Below are 20,587 nucleotides of genomic sequence, written 5' to 3'. Positions count from 1 at the left end.
CGAGTGGGACGGCGCATGCGATGCGCCCCGCCAGGGTCCTGCCGCACCGCACAATCGGCGCACGCGGGCGCTTCGCGGCGCAACAGGATGGGCTCGGGTGATCTCGTCCGTTACTGCGCCGCGCCTGCATTCGGGCCAGCGATTGGAGCTTGCAGCCAAATGTGCCGGACCATGATGGGCCCTGGATCGTCCTTCGGGGCCGTGCGCCCAGGATAGCGGAACGACCTCTGATGCGTTGACTCGGCCTGATCGGCGCCAATGCCGGCGGCCCGGGGAAGGTGCCGGGTTCCGAGACCATCCGGCTGCCGGCTCGACGACTGCTTGAGAAAAGGCGTCAGATCGTCGGCGATGGTCGATCCGTCGCGCACGTAGGCGAGCATCAACGCCTCTTGCCTGGCCCAGGCATAGTCTCCTTCAACGAAGCGCAGGAGACCTTTACTGCAATACTTCGCCACCGTTTTCTCGCTGAGCGCAGCTATGATCTTGCACTCGATCGTCAACGGGTGAAGGAAACTGTCGCCGCGGGCGTTGAGCAGCACCGATATGTCGGGCCTCAGTTCCAACCGATCGCTTTTGTAGTTCAATGTTTCCACGCCGCGCTCGGCCCGATGGGCCAAAGCCGCGAAGCGCCGCAGGTACGGATCTTCATCCGCCAGTTGGCGATTGATCGCATTCACTATTGTTGCGTTGACCAACGGTTCGTCCGCGCCGGCTATCGTCTCCAGTTCAGTTTCCGAAAGGCCCTGCCAAACATACAGGAGCGCCTCCGCGATCGCCTCCAAATGCAGCCGGTGCAGTGGCCGAAGGGGCAGTTCTATCCCATCCGTAAGCTGACGCCAGGCTGCATTCTGCTCGGCTATTCTCGCCTTCTTCAAGTCCTAGACCCTCCACCGAGGTCGTCGAGGTGCTCCCACACGATTCTCTCGGCGAGCAGCCGGGCCTGGCTTGAGGTCCAGTAGCGACGCTGCTGTAGGCGTGCGATCAGGATCGATCTTGCCGCCGGTACCGGTGCAACGATCTCGGATGCCGCCATGCGGTCGGCAAGCCGGATGACCTGCTCCCAGTCTTTCCTGTCGTCGGTTGGCGGGGCCTGTCCCCCGGCCTCGACAGCCGATACCCGAAGGACGTTCCAAGGTCCCAACCCTTGCTGCGAAGGGATCGCCGCGACCACCAGATCGGCACCCAAGGGCTCCGCCCAGGGCCGGAGCTCCTCCTCCAACATCCGGGAGAAGGTCGAGACCTCGTCGGCGCTCGCCTGCTCCTGCGCCAGCTTTTGGTTTGCCGAGAACGGGAGATTGCAGGCCAAGGTGTCTTCGATGGACTGCACGTTGCGCTGCTGCAGGCCGAACAGGGAGAAAACCCAGGTATCCAGATTCGACCAGGACTCGTCACGGTTGTCCGCGGCGAGTTCTTCAAAAAGCAAGTCGATCCGCTTCATGTCTTCGGGCTGAAATCCGGCTAAGGGCGGAATCGGGATCTGATCGATGGTCGTCTCCTTCTCGATGGCGTCTCGTTCTACTGCAAACTTGCCGCTTGTGACAAGTGCGTGCCAAAGGGAGAAGTTGCTTTGCAGGAAAAGTGCGACGTATCTGGTAAGCTGCTGCGCAAGCGGATGTCCATGAGCACTGTATCCGTAATAGCTTTCGTTGTACACGATGTCCCGAGTTGAGACGGCCGCAGATATGCGGCGACGGGCCACGGGAGGTGCCTCTTGCACGATTGCCAGGGGAGCACGAAATAGCGAGCGCGGCCGAGGATCATGGAGACGGGCGAGCCGAAAGGGCTTAAGCATACTGACATCGATGGCAAGGCTGCGGATGCCGCCAACGCCGAGGTCCGGAAGACCATTTAAGTAGTCGGCGGGCACCCCAGGTAAGCCGTCTCCGCCCTTTCGAATACGGCTGCTCGGGCGTAGTCTTTGATAGCCATTTCTCGTAGAAGGGCTACCCCCCCGATCCGACGGGAATAGTTCGCGCCAATACTGTTTGAGCGTTGGATAGCCCTTGGCCTCGATGCGCGAAATCAGTTCCAAGTCCAGCCGCGTGCCGCGGAACAGGGTCTTGAGGATCGTCGGTCGCTCGACGATCTGTCGGGCGGAAACGATCTCGGCACTCGTCGGATCGACCCGCATAACTCCCGCACGGTTCAAACCTTGTTCAAGGCGCGGGCTCAGGAACCGAAAGCCCGAGCCAGGCGGGGGCACCCGGTTGCGCGCAAACAGCAGACAGAAGGGCGCGGAAATGCCGGGCCAGACATTGGTCTTGCGCAGATCTGCTCCGTTGACGACCCCGGTGATGTCGAGGGCAGAAAAGATGGCGGCGCGCGCCTCGGGCATACCGTCCCCTTGCTGGAATAGCATCCGAGCGGACAGGGCAAGGGCAATGCGACCATCGTCGCAGCACCATTCCATCGCGCGCCAGAGAAACGCCAGGTCCGGGACCTCATTGGGGAGCGGCGGCGACGGGTAGTTTGGACCAAGCCGTTCTTTCGCGATGTGTGCGATTCGATCGAGGACCTTCGGCCAGCCTTTCAGGCGTCCGGCGCCTGTCCATGGGGGATTGCCTACCACCACATCGTAACGACCGGCATGCTCCTCGCCGACCGCTGGCCCGAGGCTCCCCAGCCGAGCGTCCGAGTTGGTTTCTCCAAGGTCGCCAACCTTCCACAGAACGCGATCCCTGAGGTTGTCATCGAAACGCAACTTCGTCACCGGCTCGGGGCTTGGGTCCAGTTCGATCGCGCTGAGATAAAGCCCGAGTGCCGCGAATCGCAGGGCCGCCTCGTCGATGTCGAAACCGGTGAGCTGGGTATAGAGAATGTCCCGTAGCGTGCGGGTGTTCGGTCGTTCCCCGCTTGCCGCCCAGCGTTCGGCCACAAGCTGGCGAAAGGCGGTGATCAGGAAGACGCCGCCGCCGACCGCGGGGTCGAGCACCCGCGGGGGGCGAGTCCGGTCGACCGGTTCCTGTGCGGCCAGGGCACCGCGGACCAGTACCTCGGCGATGGGTCGTGGCGTGTAATAGCCGCTCTGCTTCTTCTGCTCCCCGGCGCGATGGCGGCGCAGGTAGCCCTCATAGGCCTGGCTCAGGACGCCGACCGGGATCTGCGAGAAGTCCAGATAGTCCCACTTTTGCTCCCAGCCGAGATAAAGCCGCCCCGCGGGCGCACGGCGCATGATGTCGGCCAGCGGTTTGCAGGCTTGCGCAGACATACGCTCCGGGAGGCCCGGGGTCAGCGGCAGGAAGTCCCCGTTGAAGGTCGTGTCCAGCCACGCGGAGGTTCTCGCTGCTTTGTGTGGATCGTCGAAGAGGCGGTGTTGTTCGCCGGGTTCGAAGACACCGGGAGGCATGAGATCGCGGTCGCAGAGAAAACGCGCAAACAGGGCGCGCCCGGCCAGCGAGATCGCGTCGCCGTGGTCAAGTTCAGCCGCGATGAGTTCCCTCAGCGCCGCGTTGAGCAGTGCGAGAATGACTTCACTGATCCAGTGCTTTTGAGCAACCAGGGCACGGGGGCGCTCGTTTGCGAGATAGGGCAGCACGATACCCTCCGCGACCGGCGCATCGATTCGGCTTCCATCAATCGGCCCGGACTCCAGCGCAACCTGGTGGACGATGAGACGCCCGGCCTGGATTACGCCGAGGTAATGGGCATCCCCGCGCAGGGCGATGCGGCGACGCATGCGGCTTAGGCGCGTCTGGTCGCCATCAATCATGTCCCCGTCCACGAGGAACATGAGCGGATTGCTCTGCCATTCGTAAACGCCGACGAGCGCGCTCAGGTCGGCGGTCGAATCCCTCCGGCGCGCGTCGGTGAGGGTGGCATAGGGCAGCAGCGCCGGATTGTCGTCGCCGTCGAAGGGGATGAGACCAGCCGGGTTGGCCCCGTAGCGGTCGGTGAGGATGTCCAGCCCGTTCATGATGGGCATGACTCGCGGGAGTCGGGAGCCCGGGGGCTCATCGGACCGCCCCCAGCGGCAGTTTGAGGGAAGCCTGCGAAGGCTGCGGTCGCGGCTCCGCGGAGACCCGGGCGCACAGCGGCCCCAGATCGAGCGTGAAGCCGGCCAGGTCGGACGGGGTGGGGTCCCCGGCACGTTGGAAGCGCGCCTGGGAAGGGGTCAGGAACACGCGCGAGCGCGGCCAGTCCAGGCTGGAGCGGGCACGCAGCCAGGTGTGAAGCTCCGCGAAAGCGGCGGCATAGCGTGAGGCAGTGACGCCCATGTACTTCATTTCCAATGCAATCAGGGCCGCGATCAGGTTCGCGTCGTCGTACTGGGCATGAACCCCGGTGCCGCCGGCCGGGCGCAACGCGACCAGTACCCCGGCCCGATCCCAAGCCTTGCGGTCGGTTTCCGAGCAGCCGACACGCTCGCGCAGCTGTAGCGCCTGCATAGACCTAGAGGGGAAAAATCTCGCTTACGGGACAGCATAGACCGTGGCGGACTGTCATTCCAGACGGCAAGGCGATGCTTTCGCGCTCGGCGATGTGCGAAAGCGCGAATCACCTGATCTTGTCGGGGGCGTCGCGTCACCTCGCCACAGGGCAAGCATGAGCCCGTGGACTGCTTGTCCGCGTCCCCGTCTGCGCCCCTGTGATAACCTCCGTATCACTGTTTGTGATACGGAGAGAGGTGCATGGGTTCAGTCAGTCTGCGTCTACCCGATGAGCTGGAGCAGAAGCTGGACGCCGAGGCAGACCGCTCCGGCCAGCCCCGTTCGCAGTTGATCCGCGATGCCATCGCCGAGCTGATCGCCCGGCGCGAGCGGGAACGAGTCCTGGCCGAAGTGACCGCCGCGGCGCGCGTGCTGGCGTCCGACCCCACGGCCTTGGCCGAGGCACGTCAGATCGCCGAGGACTTCGTCGAGGCGGAGAACGACGCCCTCGATGTTGCCGAGGGGCGCCGGCCTGGCCAGCCCTGGCGCGAGGAGCTCGGCGAGCGGTGGTGGAAATAGAGCGGTGGTGGAGATAGAGCGGCGCGGCGACATTTGGGTCGCCCGTTTGAACCCGAACCGAGATGGCGAGATAGGCAAGGTCCGCCCCGTGGTGGTGATCCAGTCCGATGCGCTCAGCGCGGCAGGCCTTGCCACCGTCTTGGTTGTTCCTCTGACCACGCAGCATCGGCCGGGCAGCGAGGCGCTGCGTGTCCACATCTCCGCCCGCGGCCGCCTGCGGCGAGACTGCTGGGCCATGGCGGAGCAGGTGCGCGCACTCGACCGCTCCCGCTTCGGCGATGGCCCGCTTGCAACCCTCACTGCCGATGAGCTTGCTGCCCTCGAACGTGCGCTGCAGGCGGCGCTCGGGATGTGGTGAGCGCCGCAGCCCCGGCTTTTCTGCTGATGGGAGATGCACGAAAAAGCCGGCCCGAGGGCCGGCTCAATGGGGCTGCGCGGGGTCGGTGGGCGGCAGGCCCATGACCGGGCCGGCCCCGACCGGCCCCAAGCCGATCGGGTATCGCGGTTATTCGCTGTCAGGCGGCGGCGCCGACCCCTGCACCTCATAGACCGCGATGGTCTGGCTGACCTCGTTGGCGGTGACGAAGAGCGGCGTGCCGGTCGGGCTCTGCGCGACGCTGACGAAGGCCGTACCCTCGACCGAGATGTCGCCAGCCGGCGCCCCCGGCGTGTAGGACACGAAGCGCGGCAGGTGCGGGTTGTCCACGTCGTAGACCATGACGCCGCCGCCGGCGCGCTCCAGGCCGATGAAGGCGTAGGGGCGGCCATCGACGACGCCGACGATCACCGACTCGGGCTCCGCGCCCTTGTTGTCGGAACGCCCGTCGAGCTTGGCCGGATCGCCCTTGTTGGCGTTGAACAGCGTCGGCGTCTGCTGCGCGGTGACCCGCGCGAAGTCGTCGTTGCTGTCGGCCATGGTGCCCATCTCGACATCCCAGATCGAGAACGAGCGGGCGCCGTAGGAGAACAGCGCCTCATGCTCGCCGTTGGCGTTCAGGCCATCGTTGCGCGAGATGTCGAGCCGACCGAGGTTCTGTGGGAGTTTCAGCGTGGCACCGTCGGGGAAGGCGACCGGATCGAGCTTGGTGTTGTTGCTGCCGACGCGGCGCTCCTCATTGCGTGCGTCGCCCTCGTTCGCGGTCAGCACGAAGGTACGGCCCAGGCCCGGATCATAGGTTGCGATACCGTCGGGCATGTACATCCCCCGCACCGGCCACGGCTGGATGTTGATGCCGCCGTCCTGATCGCTCGCATCGAGCGCGTTCTCCAACCGGCTGTGGTCCTTGGTGCCGAGCGGGATCAGGTTCGGTTCGATCGCGTAGGGCGTCGCCGTCAGGTCGACGACGGCAAGGGTGTTGGCCTCCTGTAACGCGATGTACGCCTTACTATCATCGGCGGCGAACGCGACGTACTCGGGCTCGAAGTCGTTGGCGGCTGCCTTACCTGGGAAGATGCGCACGCCGTCGAGCCGCAGGTCATCCTCCAGCCCGTTGAACTGCTGGAAGTCGAGCTGCGTCACCACCGCCGCCGCGACGCGCCCGGCTGGCGTTCCGTCCGTGGGCACGTCGATGACCGTCACCGAGCCCTCCGGATCGACCCCGCTGTCGAGATCGATCTCGCCTTCGTTCGCGACCACGACCCGATTGCCGGCGTTGTCCCAGGCGAGCATGTCTGGCAGCGCCCCGGCCGGATGGGAGCCGAGGAAGACGCCGTTGGCGTCGTAGAACGCGACATAGCCTTGATCGGTCTTCGGGTCGGCGGCCACGGCGGCGGCGAGCAGGCCGTTCTTGTAGCCGACGCTGGTCACGTCACCGCCGATGAAGCCCGTGACGTCGTTGGCCACATCGGTCTTCGGGTCCAGCGAGGCCAGCACGTCGCCGTCGTCCAGGTTATGCGGATCGCTGAAGTCCACGATGTGGACCTGTTTGCCGGTCGCATCCGGAGCACCGGCGACATACAGGCGTTGCTGGTCCGGGTCGTAGTTGACGATCTCGGCGCCACCGAGCTGGAGCCCGCCAATCTTGACCAGGTTCAGGGCGCCGGGCGGAATGTCGAGCACGGTATCGGCCTTACCGGCGACGGCCAGGTTCTGGATGCGCAGGTCGTCGATCGGCGCGGTCTCTGGCAGGTCGAACGGGACCTCGGCGAAGAAGGTGCCCAGGTACTCGGCGAGGGCGCTCTGCTCGCTGCCGGGGGCCGCGAAGGTGAAGATCCCGTCCGGGAGCAGGCCGCTGCCCACCAGGTCCACGCGATCGGTCTGCGGGAACGGGTAGCCGTCGCCGCCGGGCGGCGGGGATTTCGCCGGGTCGCCGGCCAGGAAGTCCAGCGTCACGGTGCGGAAGGTGCGGTCGGGATCGCCGACCAGCACGCCGCCGTCGACAACGACATCGACCACGGCGCCGCTGTCATCGACGATCGCGAGCGTCTGCACGCGGCTGCCGGGGGGCTGGGTGAGGTCCCAACTGAAGCGAATGCCGCCGACCTGCGGGAACCTACCCTGGGTGTTGGTGCCGTCCGACGCGGCCACACCGTGCTCGATGACCGCGACCAGTTCTGCCGCGGTCAGCGTCAGCAGCGTCAGGCCGTTGTTGAAAGAGAGCGCCGATTGCACGTCGAGTTGGCTGACGAGGTTGCCCTCGCGCGGTCGTAATTCGACCTCGCTCGGGTCGGTGGAGCCGGGCGGAACGAGCTCGTCGCCGATCCTGGAACGGATACCACCGCCGTTCTTGATGGACACGACCACGGTGTGATCGGCCTGGCGCGCCATCCAGAGATTGGCGTCGGCGGTCAGGTTGCCGAGGTTCGACTCCTCGGTGCGCACCGTGCCGCGGCGACCGTCCAGATAGACCTCGCTCAGGCCCAGGATGTTGAAGTCCTTCTCCAGGACGATGGCGAGCATCTGGTCGGCGAGCGCGGCGACGGTCGGGTCGGCGTTGGCCGTGCTCAGGCCGAAGACGGCGAGGCGCGTGTCGGTGGTGGCATAGACGCCGTTGACGCTGTCATCCAGGCTGGCCAGGTCGATCAGGCCGTCCACGCTGAAGTCCGACACCAGTCGGCCCAGGTATTTGTAATCGCCGTCGGTGTTGACGATCAGCACCGGCTCGCCGTCGGCGGAGGTGAGCGCGATCGGATAGGTTCCCGCGGCGACATCACCTGGCCACAGCACATCGTTGGCGTCCGCCAGCAGCGTGTTGGAGCCGCCGGCGATGATGATGTCAACGTCCGCGAGCCGCTCGGCCAGCGCCTGCTCGATGGCGATCTGCTGCATGTGCGCGAGCAGGATGACCTTGTTGATGCCGCGGGCGGTCAGCGCGTCTACGGCTGGCTGGATCTCCGCGGCGAGCGCGTCGAGGTCCGCCGGATCGGCGGCGTCGAAGTCGATCGGGTAGATGCCGATGTTGCCCGGGCTGGTGATATTGCCGAGCGACGGCGTCGTCGCACCCACCACGCCGATGGTCTCGCCGTTCACGTCCACCGTCGCCCAGCCGGCCAGGCTGTTCGGGATGCTTCCCGCGTCGAGTCCGTCGGCGACGACGCGGGGCGCCGTGTTGGAATCGGCGGTGAAGTCCAGATTGGTGCTCAGATACGGGAACTGCGCGCCGGGCCAGCTCTTGTCCACGCCGATGATGTCCACGAAGGCGGACGTGCCCTGGTCCAGCTCATGGTTGCCGAGCGCCGAGGCCTGAAAGCCCATGGCGTTCAACAGGGCCGCATCGCCGCGGCCAACGCCGGGCACGCCGAGCAGCGACGCCATCCGATCATCGTCGGCGACGCTGTGGCGCGGGCCGGGAATCCAGTTGTCGCCGGAGCTGAGCGTGATGCTGTTCGGAAAGCTCGGATCAGCGCGGAAAGCGTCCAGGAAGGCGGAGAAGCCCTTGACGTTCTCCAGCGCCGCGGTGGCCCCGGTGCTGTCGATGTCGGCGACGTGCAGCAGTTGGAGCTGGAAGGGTTCGTCGTCGATCTGCCCGGCCAGGCTGAGCTGCGGGCGCACGCGGCCGGCGCGTTGCAGCAGGATGCGGACCGGGGCGGTGGTCTCGCCCGGTGCGAGGCCGGGGCCATCGACGTCGACCTCGAAGTAAGGCAAGCCACTATCCGTGCCGTCGGCGCCCACAACGGGCAGGCTCGCGCTTTCCACCAGGATGCGCAGCGGCCCGGTGAGGGCGTTGGTGCCGCTGTTCGAGAGCCGGGCTTCGACGAACCAAGCCTGCTGCACGCGGTTGTAGAACAGGCTGCTCTGGACGACTTCGAGATCGCCGCGGGCGATCCATTCGGCGTTAGCCGCAGCCGGCAGCACGCCGGCCAGGACGAGCGCGATGGCGCCGGCAAGGGGGGTCTTCTTGGTCGGTTGCATGGCGGTACTACTCCTGGTTGGCGACTTGACGAGACAGGAACCGGCCGCGACCGGCCAGCAGGCCTAGGCCCAGCGTCAGCAGCGCGAGCGGCGCCGGTACCGGCACCTGCTCGATGCGGATGTTGCCGACGGTCAGGGTCTCGGCGATGTCGTCGAAGTCCGCGACCTGGAACAGGATCTCCGCCATGCGCCCGGCGTACTCGGTGATGTCCACGGGGCCGCCGCCAAGCAGGTCCTTGGTGGCCAGGACGCCGTTGGGGTCGAACAACTGCGCGATGACCGTGTCATCCGGGTCGGATAGGAAATAGGTGATGTCCAACAGCAGCGCGAGGCCGGTAAAGCCGGGCGCCAGCGTGTCGACGACGAACCGCTGATACATGATCACGTCATAGACTTCGTCGACGCCGTAGCTGGTGGTCAGCGTCGCGCCGGCGGGGCCGGTGCTGAAGTTGCCGCTGTAGGCGCCGGGCAGCGGGTCGACGGCCACGGGACCCGACAGGTCGAAGACCTCCCCGGACCAGCCATCAAAGCCGGCACTGAAATCGCCATTGGTCAACGGCCCGGCTGACGCCGAACCGGTGCCGAGCAGCGCGGCGAGGGTGATGACAGGGAGGATTGCCGCGCCGCCGGCGCGTCGGTGGGCAGGGAAGCAGGGGAAGAACATGGGGTCGCATCTCCAGGTCGAAGGGTCAGACCCCCCGGTACGCCTGAGCAGGGACGCCGGGGGTCGGCAATTTGCACCCGGCATTGAACAGGCATTTCGTTACCGTGCGATGGCGGGAACATGATCATTGTGTGATCGTGAGGTCTGACCCCGGAGGTCCCGTCGCCGGTCGGTTGGGCGCACGCATAGACTGCTTGACGGCGCAAGATGCGTGAGGCTCCGCGTCGTTGGGGGTGCCGCTGCCGCTGCCGTTCCCGCGGTCGGCAGCGCTGGGTTATCCTTGCCCGGGATCGGGGTGTTGCCGCCTGCCGCGTCTCGGGGCAGCGTGCGCGCGACCTGGACGAACCCGCGGCCCCGCGCTGAGTCTCCCCACACCGTCCCGCCGTCGCTCTCCCGGAGGAAACCCCATGTCCAAAATGCCTGCCGAGCGCTACTCGGCCGTGCTGTCACGCGCCGACTGCCTGGCGGATCAGGCCGCCGTCGAGGCCGCCCTCGACGACATGGCCGAGCGCATCAGCGCGACGTTGGCCGACAAGGACCCGCTCGTGCTCTCCGTAGTCACCGGCGGCATCGTCGTCACCGGGCTCCTGCTGCCGCGGCTCGGCTTTCAGTTACGGCTGGATTACGTGCATGCCACGCGCTATCGCGGCGAGCTGAGCGGTGCGGACCTGCACTGGCAGCACCGGCCGAGCGACGCCATCCGCGGCGAGCACGTGCTGGTTGTGGACGACATCTTCGATCGCGGGCACACCATGGAGGACATCGTGCGCGCCTGCCACGATGACGGTGCCGCGAGCGTCACCGCTGCCGTGCTGGCGCTGAAGGATGGGGCGGCCGAGACCGACTACCGCCCGGACGTGGTGGGCCTTGCGCTGCCGAACCGCTACGTCATGGGCTATGGGCTGGACTACAAGCGCTATTTTCGCAACCTCTCCGGCATCTATGCCGCTGCGAATGAGGACTGCTGAGGACGGCCAAGGACCGCTGATGATCTGTTCGCGCGTGCTCGGAGCAAGCACCGCCACCGGCAAGCCGGCCACGATCGCATTCAAGAAAACGCTAATATAATCAGGCGCTTTTTGACATTAAGCCGATTGTGCGTTAAATCATAAGGCACACGCTGCCTGCGTTTTTTTGGCGCGGGCGCTTGGAGCCGTCTTGCCGGTGCCTTCACCGCAACGCCACGTCGCCGGCGCGCCGACACCGTCGCCCGCGGCACGGCGAATCCGTCGGCGGCTCACTGCACGTGAACGAGGAGGATGGGCAAATGCAATCACTCGATGGCTACCGCAATAGCCACGCTGAGCTCCGGCAGATGATCGATGACCTGCGCTCGATCATGACCGCGGACCAACTCAAGATCCGGCCGAATGCGAAGACCGCGTATGAGCTGATGTGCGACCTCGCCAAGAAGGTCAAGGCACACCTCGCCGAAGAGGATCGGCAGCTCTACCCGAACCTGTTGATTCACGAGGACCCAAAGGTCAAGTCCATCGCCTGGGGCTTCATCAGCGGCGAGAAGCCACTGCGGCGCACCTTTGATGAGTACTATCGCAAGTGGCTCAAGAACTGTGACTTCAACTTCAGCGAGGAGTTTTTGGAGGAGTCGCAGGAGATCTTCGACATGCTGAGCTACCGCATCGACCGCGAGGAGCAGGTCTTGTTCCCAAAGCTGGTCGAGATCGGCATGTTCCACGGCTACGCCGCGCAGCCGGCATAACCGAATCAGGCCCCGGAGCCTGTCTACGCACTGCCGTCGGCAGTGTACTTAGCGCCGGTGCCGTCCTGCACCGGCTTTTTTTTGTCCGACTTGTTGCGTCCGGTGGTTGTCTCGTGGTCGTCTGGCAGTCGTCTGGCTGCCAGCATTGCGGACACGGATGGCGGCGCGTAGACTTCGCCGGCTTTTCATGCGTGCGTGGCACGTCGGGCAGCGACCTCCGACAAAGCGAGGCAGCGATTAAGACATGGGTGTTCTCGGCATCATCGGCGGTTCCGGCTTCAGCGCATTGCCGGATACGGAGCTGGTCCAGCGGCAGTGGCTGGATACGCCCTACGGCGCCCCCTCCGCCGATCTCCTGACCCTGCGCCACGCGGGCCGGGAGTTTCTGTTCCTGCCGCGCCATGGCGAGGGGCACAGCATTCCGCCGCATGCTATCAACTACCGGGCCAACATCCACGCCTTGAGCGATGCCGGCGCCACCGACGTGGTCGCCCTGGGCGCGGTCGGCGGCATCGCCGATGATTGCGGGCCCCTGCGGCTGTGCATCCCCGACCAGCTCATCGACTACACCTGGGGCAGGCTCGGCACCTATTACGACGGTGCCGACGGCGAGGTCGTGCATGTCGATATCACGGCGCCGTTCACGTCTGCCTTGCGTGCGCGGCTCCTGGCCGCCGGGGCCGGGATCGGTCTCAGTCTGCGTGACGGCGGCACCTACGGCGTCACCCAGGGTCCGCGGCTGGAGACCGCGGCCGAGATCCGACGCATGGAGCGGGACGGCTGCGACCTGGTCGGCATGACGGCGATGCCTGAGGCGTCGCTCGCACGCGAGCGCGGGCTCCACTATGCGCTGCTTGCCTTCGTCGTGAACTGGGCCGCGGGCAAGGGCGATGGCGGCGAGGTCGGCATGGACGAGATCCGCGCCAACCTGGCGGGCTGCGGTGACGCCGTCCGCAGCCTGCTGCTTGCGCTGCTGGCGGAGGCCTGACAGAACCCCGCACGGCTTACCGGGCGCCACACCCCTGCAACGGGTATTATTGGCGCCCTAGCTTTCGACTCAAGAGGTGAACATCATGGCGGATTCAGGCGATAAGGCATCCGACACCAAAGCATCCGACACCAAAGCATCCGACACCAAAGCATCCGACAGCAAAGCATCCGACAGCAAAGCATCCGACAGCCGGCTCAGTTTCATGCCCAAACTCCTGCTGTGGGGCCTGGTGCTGCTGTTCGGCTATCTGTATCTCGGCGCTGTGGAGCGCAGCGAGGAACTGACGCAGCCGCAGGCGAGCGCCGGTGACAGTGCTGCCGAGGCCCCTGCGGCGCAGCCCCAACCTGAAGCCGCGCAGTCGGCGCCTGCCCAGGCTGCCGCTGAGTCCAAGCCCGCCCCGGCGGCCCCGACGCCCGCGCCCGCGCAGTCGCCGGCCTTCGCCACGTCGCCGATGCCGGCTCAGCAGCCGCCGCGGGCCTTCATGCAGGTCCCGCCGGTAGCCGAGCCGAGCCCGAGCCTGAGCAAGACCCCGGCCCAGTCCACCCAGGCGCCGGCGAGCGCACCGCCCGCAGCCGCCGAAAGCCAGTCGGTCAGCAAGGCCGAGGCCGAGGCCTTCGCGCAGGCCATCATGGACGACGCCGACGCGGCCAAGCCCGCGCCCGCAACCGCTCCGGCGCAGGCGGCGCCCAGCGTGCCCGCGCCCGCCGCCACCGCCGCGAGCACGCCGGCAGCTCCGCAGCAGCAGCCGTCAACGCCGGCCGCAGGCCCGACACAGCAGATGCCGGAGCCCGGCGCGATGTCGCGCGCGCCGAGCGCAGCAGCGCAGCAGCCCGCCCAGGACCGCCGCGACGAGATGATCAATCAGTACGAGGCGATGCGCAGGCAGGCCATGGAGGATGCGCAGAAGCGTTGGCAGCAGTACTACGGCAGCCGTCCCCCGATGCCCATGGGTGCCCCGCCCATGCCGATGTATCCGGGCTATGCGCCGCCGGGCCAGTACCCGATGCGCCCGCCGATGCAGCAGGCACCCGCTCCGGGGGCCGCCGCGCAGTAACGACAGTCCGGCGCCGCGACAGCCGCCGCGCGGCAGTTCCCGGCGCTGCTTCGTCGATCCGACTACGCAACGGCCTCACCGCGCGTCCCGCGGTGAGGCCGCTTGCCGATTCCGGCCTACCCCGCTTCTCAGCCACAGCGTCGGCGTCCGTTCGGCAGGCCAAGGGCCCGCGGGTCCCGGCCGTTACCGTTCCGTCTGCTCGGAACCGAGCCCCGATCCATCATGTTCCGACCCCTCCCGCTGTACGTCGGCCTGCGCTATACCCGCGCGAAGCGGCGCAATCACTTCATCTCGTTCATCTCGCTGATCTCGATGCTCGGCATCACGCTGGGCATCGTCGCCCTCATCGTTGTGCTGTCGGTGATGAACGGCTTTCACAAGGAGATCCAAGAACGCATCCTCGGCATGGCCTCCCACGCGACACTGAGCGTGCCGGACGGCGGTATCGCCGACTGGGAGACGCTGGTGGAGCGCGTCGAGCAGCATCCGGAGGTGCTCGGCGCGGCGCCCTTCGTCGAGCTCGAATCCATGCTGATGAACGCCGGGCGCACCAACGCCGCGTTGCTGCGGGGTATCGTGCCGGACCGCGAGGACGCCGTCTCCCTGCTGCGCTCGGACATGGTCATCGGCTCCGTGGATGACCTCACCGCCGGCAGCTTCAATATCATTCTGGGCAGCGAGCTCGCCGCGGTGCTCGGCGTCGGCGTCGGCGACAAGGTGACGGTGGTTACGCCGCAGTTGAACGCAACCCCCGTGGGCGTGATGCCGCGGCTCAAGGCCTTCAACGTGGTTGGCCTGTTCGAGGTCGGCATGTCCGACTACGATCGCGGCGCCGGCTTCATGCACATGACCGACGCGGCGCTGCTGATGCGGCTCGGCGATGCGGCCGAGGGCGTGCGGCTCAAGCTTGCCGAGATGTTCGACGCGCCGCTGGTGTCCCGGGAGATCGCCTACGCCCTCAGCACCGAGGCCATGCCGGCGGGCAGCACGCCGGCTGCTTACCGCGTCTCGGACTGGACGCAGGTCCATCGCAACTTCTTTGCGGCGCTGCGCACCGAGAAGCGCATGATGACCATCATCCTGTTCCTGATCGTTGCCGTCGCCGCCTTCAACATCGTCTCGACGCTGGTCATGGTGGTCACGGACAAGCGCGCGGACATCGCCGTGCTGCGCACGCTGGGCGCATCGCCGGGGCGAGTCATGGCCATCTTCATCGTCCAGGGCACCGCCATCGGCGTGGTGGGCACGCTGCTCGGCGTCGTCGGTGGGGTGCTGCTGGGCTGGAACGTGGAGCCCATCGTCGCGAGCATCGAGCGCGCCTTCGGCGTGCACTTCCTGGACCCCAGCATCTACTACATCAGCGCTTTGCCGTCGGACGTGCGCCTCGGCGACGTGGTGCGCGTCGGCGGCGGTGCCTTCCTGATGTCGGTGCTGGCCACGCTGTACCCGGCCTGGCGGGCGGCGCGCACGGACCCGGCGGAGGCGCTACGCTATGAATGATCTCGCACCCTTGCCTGGCGTCGCGGCGGCGCAAGCCGTTGACGCGCCGCCCGTCCTGGAGGCCCGCGGCGTCGGCAAGACCTTTCGGCAGGGGCCGCTTGAGGTGGAGGTGCTCCGCGGCGTGGACCTCGCCGTACGGCGCGGCGAGCGCATCGCCATCGTCGGCTCATCGGGCTGCGGCAAGAGCACCTTGCTGCATTGCCTAGGCGGCCTGGAGCGCCCGAGCGTCGGCGAGGTGCGCTGGAGCGGCGACGACCCGATGCGGCTGTCGGAGCGCAGGCGCGGGCAACTGCGCAACCGCAGGCTCGGCTTCATCTACCAGTTCCATCATCTGCTGCCGGAGTTCACGGCACTCGAGAACGTCGCGATGCCGCTCCTGATCGGCGGCGCGACGCCCGCCGAAGCAAGCGCGCGCGCGGCGGCACTGCTCGCGCGTGTCGGCCTCGACCATCGGCTTAGGCACCGGCCCGCGGAGCTCTCCGGCGGTGAGCGCCAGCGCGCCGCCATTGCGCGCGCGCTGGTGACGCGGCCCGACTGCGTGCTCGCGGACGAGCCCACGGGCAACCTCGATCGGCACACGGCGGGCGGCGTCTACGAGCTGATGCTGGAGCTGAACGCGGAGCAGGGCACGAGCTTCGTCATCGTGACGCACGATCTGGAGCTTGCCGCGCGAGCCGATCAGGTCTGGCGCTTGGACGACGGCGTGTTGACCGGGGCATCAGCGTAGCGGCGCTTGCGCGCGGCGATCTCGCGCCGCAGGCTCCGCCGCCACAAGAACTGCACGGTGAAATAGCCGATGGCCGCAGCAGCGCAGGCGCAGATCACGCAGCCGAGCGCGAGCGGCCCCAGCACGCCGAGCCAGTTGTGCCAGTCGAGCCAGAAATCCAGCTCGAAGGTATGGATGTGCTGGCCCAGCAGCCAGGCGCCGATGGCGTAGGCCGTGTAATACATCGGCGGGATCGTGAGCGGATTGGTGAGCCAGACCAGGGAGGCCGCAATGGGCAGATTCACCCGCAGCTTGATGGCCGCCGCCGCCGCCATGAACACCTGTCCGAAGGGCGGCATGTACATCATGAACAGCCCGACGGCGACGCCGCCCGCTGCGGAGCGGCGGTTCAGGTGCCAAAGGTTCGGGTCCTTGAGCAGCGTACCGAACATGCCGAGCCAGCGGCTCTGCAGGATCACGCGGGGGTCGGGCAGAACGCCCTTGAGCCAACGTCGCACGGTCGTACCCGGTGGCGTCACGGTTGGGGGAGCTGCACCGAGTATACGTCAGCGCCGACATGCCCAATCACGGCTTGATTCGCGCCGTTGCGCGCCGACGCCGTGGCCTGCGCGCGCGTGCCGTCGGCGCTGAGCCGAATCCGCATGCTCCGCCTCTCGCCGACGCCTGTTGCCATCGCCTTTGCCGCGGGCGTCGGTGCGCTGTTCGCGCTGCCGCGGCTACCGGTGCCCGACCCGTTACTCGCGCTGACCGGGGCACTGGTCGGCGTCGGGCTCGTGCTGCTTTGGTGGTGGCGGTTGCGTGCGCTCGCGCTGCTCGGGGCAGTTGCCATCGCCGGCGCGCTCTGGGCCTATGCCGATGCCTGCGGCGTGCTCTGCGAGCCCTTCCCGGAGGCGCTGGTCAAGCGCACGCTGGTGGCCGAGGGGCGCATCGTCGGGCTGCCGGAGCAGCTCGCCGGTGCCGAGCGCTTCCTGGTGCGGATCGAGGCGCTCAGCTTCGAGTCCAAGCCCGTGGATTTCCGCGGCTTGGCGCGCGTCAGTTGGTACCGCGACTCCCCCGGGCTCAAGGCCGGCGAGCGCTGGCGGCTCTCGGTGCGCCTCAAGCCGCCGCACGGCTTCCTGAATCCGGGGGGCTTCGATTACGAGCGCTGGCTGTTCGAGCAGGGCGTCGCCGCCACCGGCCATGTCGTGAACGCGGAGGACGCGCGGCTGCTCGCGGCCGGCCCCGGCGGTCAATGGCTGAACCGCTGGCGGCAGGCCCTGCGCGAGCGCCTGGGCGCCTTGCTGCCGGATGGGGTGTCGGCCGCGCTGGTGCGGGCACTGGTGCTCGGCGATCGCGGCGGGCTGACGCCCGAGCAATGGGAGGTCTTCGCGCGCACGGGCACTAGCCATCTGATCGCCATCTCCGGCCTGCACGTGGGCCTGGTGTCCGGTTTCGTATTCCTGCTGGTGCGCTTGGGCTGGGCGCAGTTGCCCGCGCTGGCCCGCCGCATTGCGGCGCCCCGGGCCGCGGCGGCCGCGGCACTGCTCGCGGCCACTGGCTACGCCGGGCTCGCGGGCTTCTCGGTGTCGACGCAGCGGGCGCTGGCGATGCTGGCGGTCCTGCTGATCGCGACCATGGCCGGGCGCACGCTGCGGCCGTTGGCCGGGCTCAGCCTGGCGCTGCTCGCGGTGCTGCTGGTGGACCCCTCCAGCGTGCTGTCCTATGGCTTCTGGCTCTCCTTCGGCGCCGTCGCGATGCTGTTCTACGCCCTCGGCCAGCGTCTGGCCCCGCCAATGGCCGTGATCCGCTGGGGCAGGGCGCAGTGGGCCGTGGGGCTCGGGCTGCTGCCGCTGCTGCTGTTCTTCTTCGGCCGCGCGTCGGTGGTGGCACCGGCGGTGAACTTGGTGCTGGTGCCTTTGTTCGGCCTGGTGCTGCCGGTGGTACTGGTGTCCACGCTCGTGGCGTTGGTCGGCGACTGGGCGCTCGCGCTGTGGCCGGTGGCGATGCTGCTCGATGCGGGCTACGCAATCCTTGCGCGCATCGCGGACTGGGACGTCGCCGGGGCGACGCTGCGCGGGCGGGCAGTCTGGGTCTGGCTGGCCGCCGCGGCGGGCGTGCTGCTGCTGCTCGCCCCGCGCGGGCTGCCGGCGCGCTGGCTCGGGCTCGTGCTGCTGTTGCCGCTGGTGCTCGCGCGAGCGCCGACGCCGCGCACCGGCGAGGCGCTGCTGACCATGCTGGACGTGGGGCAGGGGCTCGCGGTGGTGGTGCAGACGTCCGGCCACACGCTCGTCTACGACATGGGGCCGCGCTATCCGAGCGGCTTCAACACGGGCTCCGCCGCCGTCGCGCCCTATCTGCGCCATCATGGCGTGAATGCCGTGGACCTCGCGGTGGTGAGTCACGCCGATCAAGACCACGCGGGTGGCCTGGCGGGCCTGCTGGACAGTATCCCGGTGCGGCGCATCCTAAGCGGCGAGCCGCAGGAGCTCGATGCTGCGGCGGAGCCCTGCAGCGCCGGGATGCGCTGGCGCTGGGATGGCGTGGACTTCAGCATCCTGCACCCGCCGGGTCCGGGGCTGTCGGGCAACGACGCCTCCTGCGTGCTCCGCGTCGAGAGCGCCGGTGCGAGCGTGCTGCTCCCCGGCGACATCGAGGCGGGCGTCGAGGCCGAGCTGGTCGCGACCCTGGGCGCCGCGCTGCGGGCGGACGTCCTGGTCGCCGCCCATCACGGCAGCAACAGCTCCAGCACGGCGGCCTTCCTCGCGGCCGTGGCGCCGGAGTGGGTCTGGTTCTCCGCCGGCTATGCGAATCGCTTCGGCTTTCCGAATGCACCGGTGGTCGCGCGCGTCGCCGCGCAAGGCAGCGCGACGGTCGCGACGCCCGCGGACGGAGCGGTCAGCCTGCTGCTGCCAGGCGCGCCTGCCGAGCTGGTGCCGGAGCGGCACCGGCGCGTAGACCGGCGCCTGTGGCGGCATCGGCCCGATGAGCTCGGCCCCCGTTAGTGCTCGGGCGCCTGGAACGGCTCGACGCTGAACGCGTCCTCTATCGGTTACGCAAGCCCCAGCGCGATGCCACCACGGCGCTGACGCTCACGCAGCCACGGGTGACGGCAAGACGCAACAAGGGGTAGCCGATGCCCCGACCCCACGCACTCGTCGCCACGGCCAGCCGCGCTACGCGCAGCACGGGCAACGGATAGCGCGACAGGCGCTTCGCAACTTGCGGGGGACGCCCGGACCCTGGACCTCGGCCCCGGAGAGACGCAGAGCCTGATGTGGTTCGTGCAGTTCACGCCCAATGGCCAGGTGGCCACGGCGGTCGGCAACGCCGACGTCGTCGCGAACCTGCAGACCCTGGCCGACGCGGACCTGCTGGCCGCGGTCGGCGGCGGCAGCAACGAAACGGCCAACATCGTCAACTGGACGCCCGCTGGCCTGGCGTCGGTCCCGATCCCCGGCACGCTGTTGTTGATCGGCGCCGCGCTGCTCGGCGCCCTGGCCGCGCGGCGACTGCGCCGCGGCTGAGCTGCACCGTGCCGGTCGGCTCGGGGCCTCATCCGCTTCGCGCCGGCATCTGTGCTGCTGCCCACCCCGCGCGAGCGCGGGGCGGGCCAGGCTTGCGCCGCCCTGTTCGTCGGGCCGCGCTGTCTGTGCCGGACGTTGGTGTCCTCTCGACGCGGAGGCGCAGCAGGCCTTGCGAACGGCGCTGGCTAGTGGGTTGTTGAACTTGTACCATCAGCGCGTACAAGTTCGCGATGGTGTCATGATGTCCGAAACCACAACTTACTCCGCCGCTCGTGCCAATTTTGCGTCGCTGTGCGATCGGGTCACGGCTTCCCGTGAGCCGGTCATCATTCGCCGCCGCAATGCGGCGGATGTGGTCCTGATTGCTGCCGATGAGCTGGCCGGTCTCATGGAGACAGCGCACCTGCTGCGCTCCCCGCGCAATGCGGAAAGGCTGCTCGCGGCACTCGCTCGGGCAGAGGCCGGCGGCGGCGCCCCATCGTCTCCCGCCGAGCTGCGCGAGCGCCTGGGTCTTGGTCAAGCGGCGGACTGAGCATCCGGTTGGCCCGGCGGACAGCGAGCGCTCTGCGGTCCTCCAGCGGGAATTCGTCGAGGATCTGCGTTTCTGGGTGGAAACGAACCGCAAGACCGCGCTGCGGGTGCTTGATCTTGTGGATGCCGCCCTGCGCGATCCGTTTCGGGGCATCGGCAAGCCCGAGCCGCTCAAGTATCTCGGCCCGGGTTGCTGGTCGCGTCGCCTGACGCAGGAGCACCGGTTCGTCTATCGGGTCGCCGCGGACCGCATCGACTTTCTTCAGGCGCGTTATCACTATTGAGCCGGTTGATTGAGCCGGTTGATTGAGCCGATTGTTTGAGCCGGTTGGCACAGACGGAGCTGCGCATCGAGCGGTTCCCGGCGTACTGCCCGTTCGCGCTTCGAGGAGGTGCTGAGCAAGGACTGGCTGCCCGACGACCACGCCAGAGGCGATTGCCTTACGCTTTTCCACCAGATAACGCTGGCCATTCGACGCACGCGGGAACGCAACCCGCGCCTTGCTCTCATGGCGGTGCGCGACCCCCGCAGATGAAGCGGCGGACTGGGATCGCCGGCTTTCCAGCCGGCTCGCCGCCGACGCGGCTCGATGCCGCGTC

Annotated in this window: 19 protein-coding genes; 12 read left to right on the top strand and 7 right to left on the bottom strand. The window is 67.8% G+C overall.

The genetic code is table 11. The features are described 5' to 3' along the window. Window positions 1–110: 110 nt before the first annotated feature. From ML01_RS21820 to ML01_RS21810, 3 genes are read right to left on the bottom strand one after another with little or no spacing between them, the layout of a single operon-like run. Window positions 111–875 (bottom strand): hypothetical protein, encoded by a 765-nt coding sequence (locus tag ML01_RS21820; protein WP_156427903.1) that lies wholly within the window; start codon window positions 873–875, stop codon window positions 111–113. Beyond that, window positions 872–3,913, bottom strand: coding sequence for a class I SAM-dependent DNA methyltransferase (locus ML01_RS21815; protein ID WP_156427906.1), 3,042 nt, complete (start codon window positions 3,911–3,913; stop codon window positions 872–874). Before ML01_RS21815 ends, ML01_RS21820 begins: the two co-directional genes overlap by 4 nt. Window positions 3,914–3,950: 37 nt before the next feature. Beyond that, window positions 3,951–4,385 carry a hypothetical protein gene (locus ML01_RS21810; protein WP_058557507.1) on the bottom strand — a complete coding sequence of 145 codons (435 nt, stop codon included), beginning with the start codon at window positions 4,383–4,385 and terminating at the stop codon, window positions 3,951–3,953. 243 nt (window positions 4,386–4,628) lie between these two features. Here ML01_RS21810 and ML01_RS21805 point away from each other — a divergent pair, with 243 nt between their 5' ends. Further along, entirely contained in the window at window positions 4,629–4,946 is a 318-nt protein-coding gene (locus tag ML01_RS21805) for a ribbon-helix-helix protein, CopG family (RefSeq protein WP_058557506.1), read from the top strand. Beyond that, complete coding sequence (locus ML01_RS21800) at window positions 4,879–5,304, top strand: type II toxin-antitoxin system PemK/MazF family toxin (RefSeq protein ID WP_173865208.1); 426 nt, start codon at window positions 4,879–4,881, stop codon at window positions 5,302–5,304. The genes ML01_RS21805 and ML01_RS21800 overlap by 68 nt, the downstream gene beginning before the upstream one ends. A gap of 147 nt (window positions 5,305–5,451) precedes the next feature. On the opposite strand, the gene ML01_RS21795 is transcribed toward ML01_RS21800, so the two are convergent. Beyond that, window positions 5,452–9,297 carry a choice-of-anchor I family protein gene (locus tag ML01_RS21795; RefSeq protein ID WP_058557504.1) on the bottom strand — a complete coding sequence of 1,282 codons (3,846 nt, stop codon included), beginning with the start codon at window positions 9,295–9,297 and terminating at the stop codon, window positions 5,452–5,454. 7 nt (window positions 9,298–9,304) lie between these two features. Continuing rightward, entirely contained in the window at window positions 9,305–9,961 is a 657-nt protein-coding gene (locus ML01_RS21790; RefSeq protein WP_058557503.1) for a hypothetical protein, read from the bottom strand. 407 nt (window positions 9,962–10,368) lie between these two features. On the opposite strand from ML01_RS21790, the gene ML01_RS21785 reads away from it, so the two are divergent. The 3 genes from ML01_RS21785 to ML01_RS21775 all read left to right on the top strand — a co-directional run bounded on the left by ML01_RS21785 (window position 10,369) and on the right by ML01_RS21775 (window position 12,669). Next, entirely contained in the window at window positions 10,369–10,929 is a 561-nt protein-coding gene (locus ML01_RS21785) for a hypoxanthine-guanine phosphoribosyltransferase (RefSeq protein WP_058557502.1), read from the top strand. A gap of 299 nt (window positions 10,930–11,228) precedes the next feature. Further along, window positions 11,229–11,681 (top strand): hemerythrin domain-containing protein, encoded by a 453-nt coding sequence (locus ML01_RS21780; RefSeq protein WP_058557501.1) that lies wholly within the window; start codon window positions 11,229–11,231, stop codon window positions 11,679–11,681. Between the two features lie 244 nt (window positions 11,682–11,925). Then, a complete protein-coding gene (locus ML01_RS21775; protein WP_058557500.1) occupies window positions 11,926–12,669 on the top strand; it encodes an S-methyl-5'-thioinosine phosphorylase in 744 nt (247 codons plus the stop codon). A 69-nt stretch (window positions 12,670–12,738) separates the two neighbouring features. Here the strand turns inward: ML01_RS21775 and ML01_RS29170 are convergent, their stop codons facing one another. Further along, window positions 12,739–12,876 (bottom strand): hypothetical protein, encoded by a 138-nt coding sequence (locus tag ML01_RS29170; protein ID WP_156427902.1) that lies wholly within the window; start codon window positions 12,874–12,876, stop codon window positions 12,739–12,741. Between ML01_RS29170 and ML01_RS21770 the strand changes: the two genes are divergently transcribed. The 3 genes from ML01_RS21770 to lolD all read left to right on the top strand — a co-directional run bounded on the left by ML01_RS21770 (window position 12,875) and on the right by lolD (window position 15,953). Continuing rightward, window positions 12,875–13,726 carry a hypothetical protein gene (locus ML01_RS21770; protein WP_156427901.1) on the top strand — a complete coding sequence of 284 codons (852 nt, stop codon included), beginning with the start codon at window positions 12,875–12,877 and terminating at the stop codon, window positions 13,724–13,726. The two genes, ML01_RS29170 and ML01_RS21770, sit on opposite strands and share 2 nt — an antisense overlap. Before the next feature lie 222 nt (window positions 13,727–13,948). Continuing rightward, entirely contained in the window at window positions 13,949–15,226 is a 1,278-nt protein-coding gene (locus tag ML01_RS21765) for a lipoprotein-releasing ABC transporter permease subunit (protein ID WP_058557498.1), read from the top strand. After that, window positions 15,219–15,953, top strand: a complete 735-nt coding sequence (gene lolD, locus ML01_RS21760; protein ID WP_058557497.1) for a lipoprotein-releasing ABC transporter ATP-binding protein LolD — start codon at window positions 15,219–15,221, stop codon at window positions 15,951–15,953. The genes ML01_RS21765 and lolD overlap by 8 nt, the downstream gene beginning before the upstream one ends. On the opposite strand, the gene ML01_RS21755 is transcribed toward lolD, so the two are convergent. Next, on the bottom strand, window positions 15,905–16,450 hold the full coding sequence (locus ML01_RS21755; protein WP_058557496.1) for a DUF2062 domain-containing protein: 546 nt from the start codon (window positions 16,448–16,450) through the stop codon (window positions 15,905–15,907). The two genes, lolD and ML01_RS21755, sit on opposite strands and share 49 nt — an antisense overlap. 144 nt (window positions 16,451–16,594) lie before the next feature. On the opposite strand from ML01_RS21755, the gene ML01_RS21750 reads away from it, so the two are divergent. The 4 genes from ML01_RS21750 to ML01_RS31105 all read left to right on the top strand — a co-directional run bounded on the left by ML01_RS21750 (window position 16,595) and on the right by ML01_RS31105 (window position 20,271). Beyond that, a complete protein-coding gene (locus tag ML01_RS21750) occupies window positions 16,595–18,934 on the top strand; it encodes a DNA internalization-related competence protein ComEC/Rec2 (protein WP_156427900.1) in 2,340 nt (779 codons plus the stop codon). A 270-nt stretch (window positions 18,935–19,204) separates the two neighbouring features. After that, window positions 19,205–19,456 carry a hypothetical protein gene (locus ML01_RS21745; protein ID WP_058557494.1) on the top strand — a complete coding sequence of 84 codons (252 nt, stop codon included), beginning with the start codon at window positions 19,205–19,207 and terminating at the stop codon, window positions 19,454–19,456. Between the two features lie 202 nt (window positions 19,457–19,658). Then, window positions 19,659–19,988 carry a type II toxin-antitoxin system Phd/YefM family antitoxin gene (locus ML01_RS21740; protein WP_254045352.1) on the top strand — a complete coding sequence of 110 codons (330 nt, stop codon included), beginning with the start codon at window positions 19,659–19,661 and terminating at the stop codon, window positions 19,986–19,988. Next, complete coding sequence (locus ML01_RS31105) at window positions 19,879–20,271, top strand: Txe/YoeB family addiction module toxin (RefSeq protein WP_082674530.1); 393 nt, start codon at window positions 19,879–19,881, stop codon at window positions 20,269–20,271. Before ML01_RS21740 ends, ML01_RS31105 begins: the two co-directional genes overlap by 110 nt. Window positions 20,272–20,587: the final 316 nt, after the last annotated feature.

Origin of the sequence: Thiohalocapsa sp. ML1, assembly GCF_001469165.1 — a bacterium.
Taxonomy (GTDB): Bacteria; Pseudomonadota; Gammaproteobacteria; order Chromatiales; family Chromatiaceae; genus Thiohalocapsa.
This window is presented reverse-complemented; position numbering and strand designations above follow the sequence as displayed.

What these genes read in the sequence shown, in the direction of transcription:
- ML01_RS21750 (WP_156427900.1), top strand. Translation starts at nt 16,595, where the DNA reads ATGCTCCGCCTCTCGCCGACGCCTGTTGCCATCGCCTTTGCCGCGGGC.
- ML01_RS21815 (WP_156427906.1), bottom strand. Translation starts at nt 3,913, where the DNA reads ATGAACGGGCTGGACATCCTCACCGACCGCTACGGGGCCAACCCGGCT.
- ML01_RS21765 (WP_058557498.1), top strand. Translation starts at nt 13,949, where the DNA reads ATGTTCCGACCCCTCCCGCTGTACGTCGGCCTGCGCTATACCCGCGCG.
- ML01_RS21745 (WP_058557494.1), top strand. Translation starts at nt 19,205, where the DNA reads ATGTGGTTCGTGCAGTTCACGCCCAATGGCCAGGTGGCCACGGCGGTC.
- ML01_RS21780 (WP_058557501.1), top strand. Translation starts at nt 11,229, where the DNA reads ATGCAATCACTCGATGGCTACCGCAATAGCCACGCTGAGCTCCGGCAG.
- ML01_RS31105 (WP_082674530.1), top strand. Translation starts at nt 19,879, where the DNA reads ATGCGGAAAGGCTGCTCGCGGCACTCGCTCGGGCAGAGGCCGGCGGCG.
- ML01_RS21810 (WP_058557507.1), bottom strand. Translation starts at nt 4,385, where the DNA reads ATGCAGGCGCTACAGCTGCGCGAGCGTGTCGGCTGCTCGGAAACCGAC.
- ML01_RS21800 (WP_173865208.1), top strand. Translation starts at nt 4,879, where the DNA reads ATGTTGCCGAGGGGCGCCGGCCTGGCCAGCCCTGGCGCGAGGAGCTCG.
- ML01_RS21790 (WP_058557503.1), bottom strand. Translation starts at nt 9,961, where the DNA reads ATGTTCTTCCCCTGCTTCCCTGCCCACCGACGCGCCGGCGGCGCGGCA.
- ML01_RS21770 (WP_156427901.1), top strand. Translation starts at nt 12,875, where the DNA reads ATGCCCAAACTCCTGCTGTGGGGCCTGGTGCTGCTGTTCGGCTATCTG.
- ML01_RS21775 (WP_058557500.1), top strand. Translation starts at nt 11,926, where the DNA reads ATGGGTGTTCTCGGCATCATCGGCGGTTCCGGCTTCAGCGCATTGCCG.
- lolD (WP_058557497.1), top strand. Translation starts at nt 15,219, where the DNA reads ATGAATGATCTCGCACCCTTGCCTGGCGTCGCGGCGGCGCAAGCCGTT.
- ML01_RS21795 (WP_058557504.1), bottom strand. Translation starts at nt 9,297, where the DNA reads ATGCAACCGACCAAGAAGACCCCCCTTGCCGGCGCCATCGCGCTCGTC.
- ML01_RS21785 (WP_058557502.1), top strand. Translation starts at nt 10,369, where the DNA reads ATGTCCAAAATGCCTGCCGAGCGCTACTCGGCCGTGCTGTCACGCGCC.
- ML01_RS21805 (WP_058557506.1), top strand. Translation starts at nt 4,629, where the DNA reads ATGGGTTCAGTCAGTCTGCGTCTACCCGATGAGCTGGAGCAGAAGCTG.
- ML01_RS29170 (WP_156427902.1), bottom strand. Translation starts at nt 12,876, where the DNA reads ATGAAACTGAGCCGGCTGTCGGATGCTTTGCTGTCGGATGCTTTGCTG.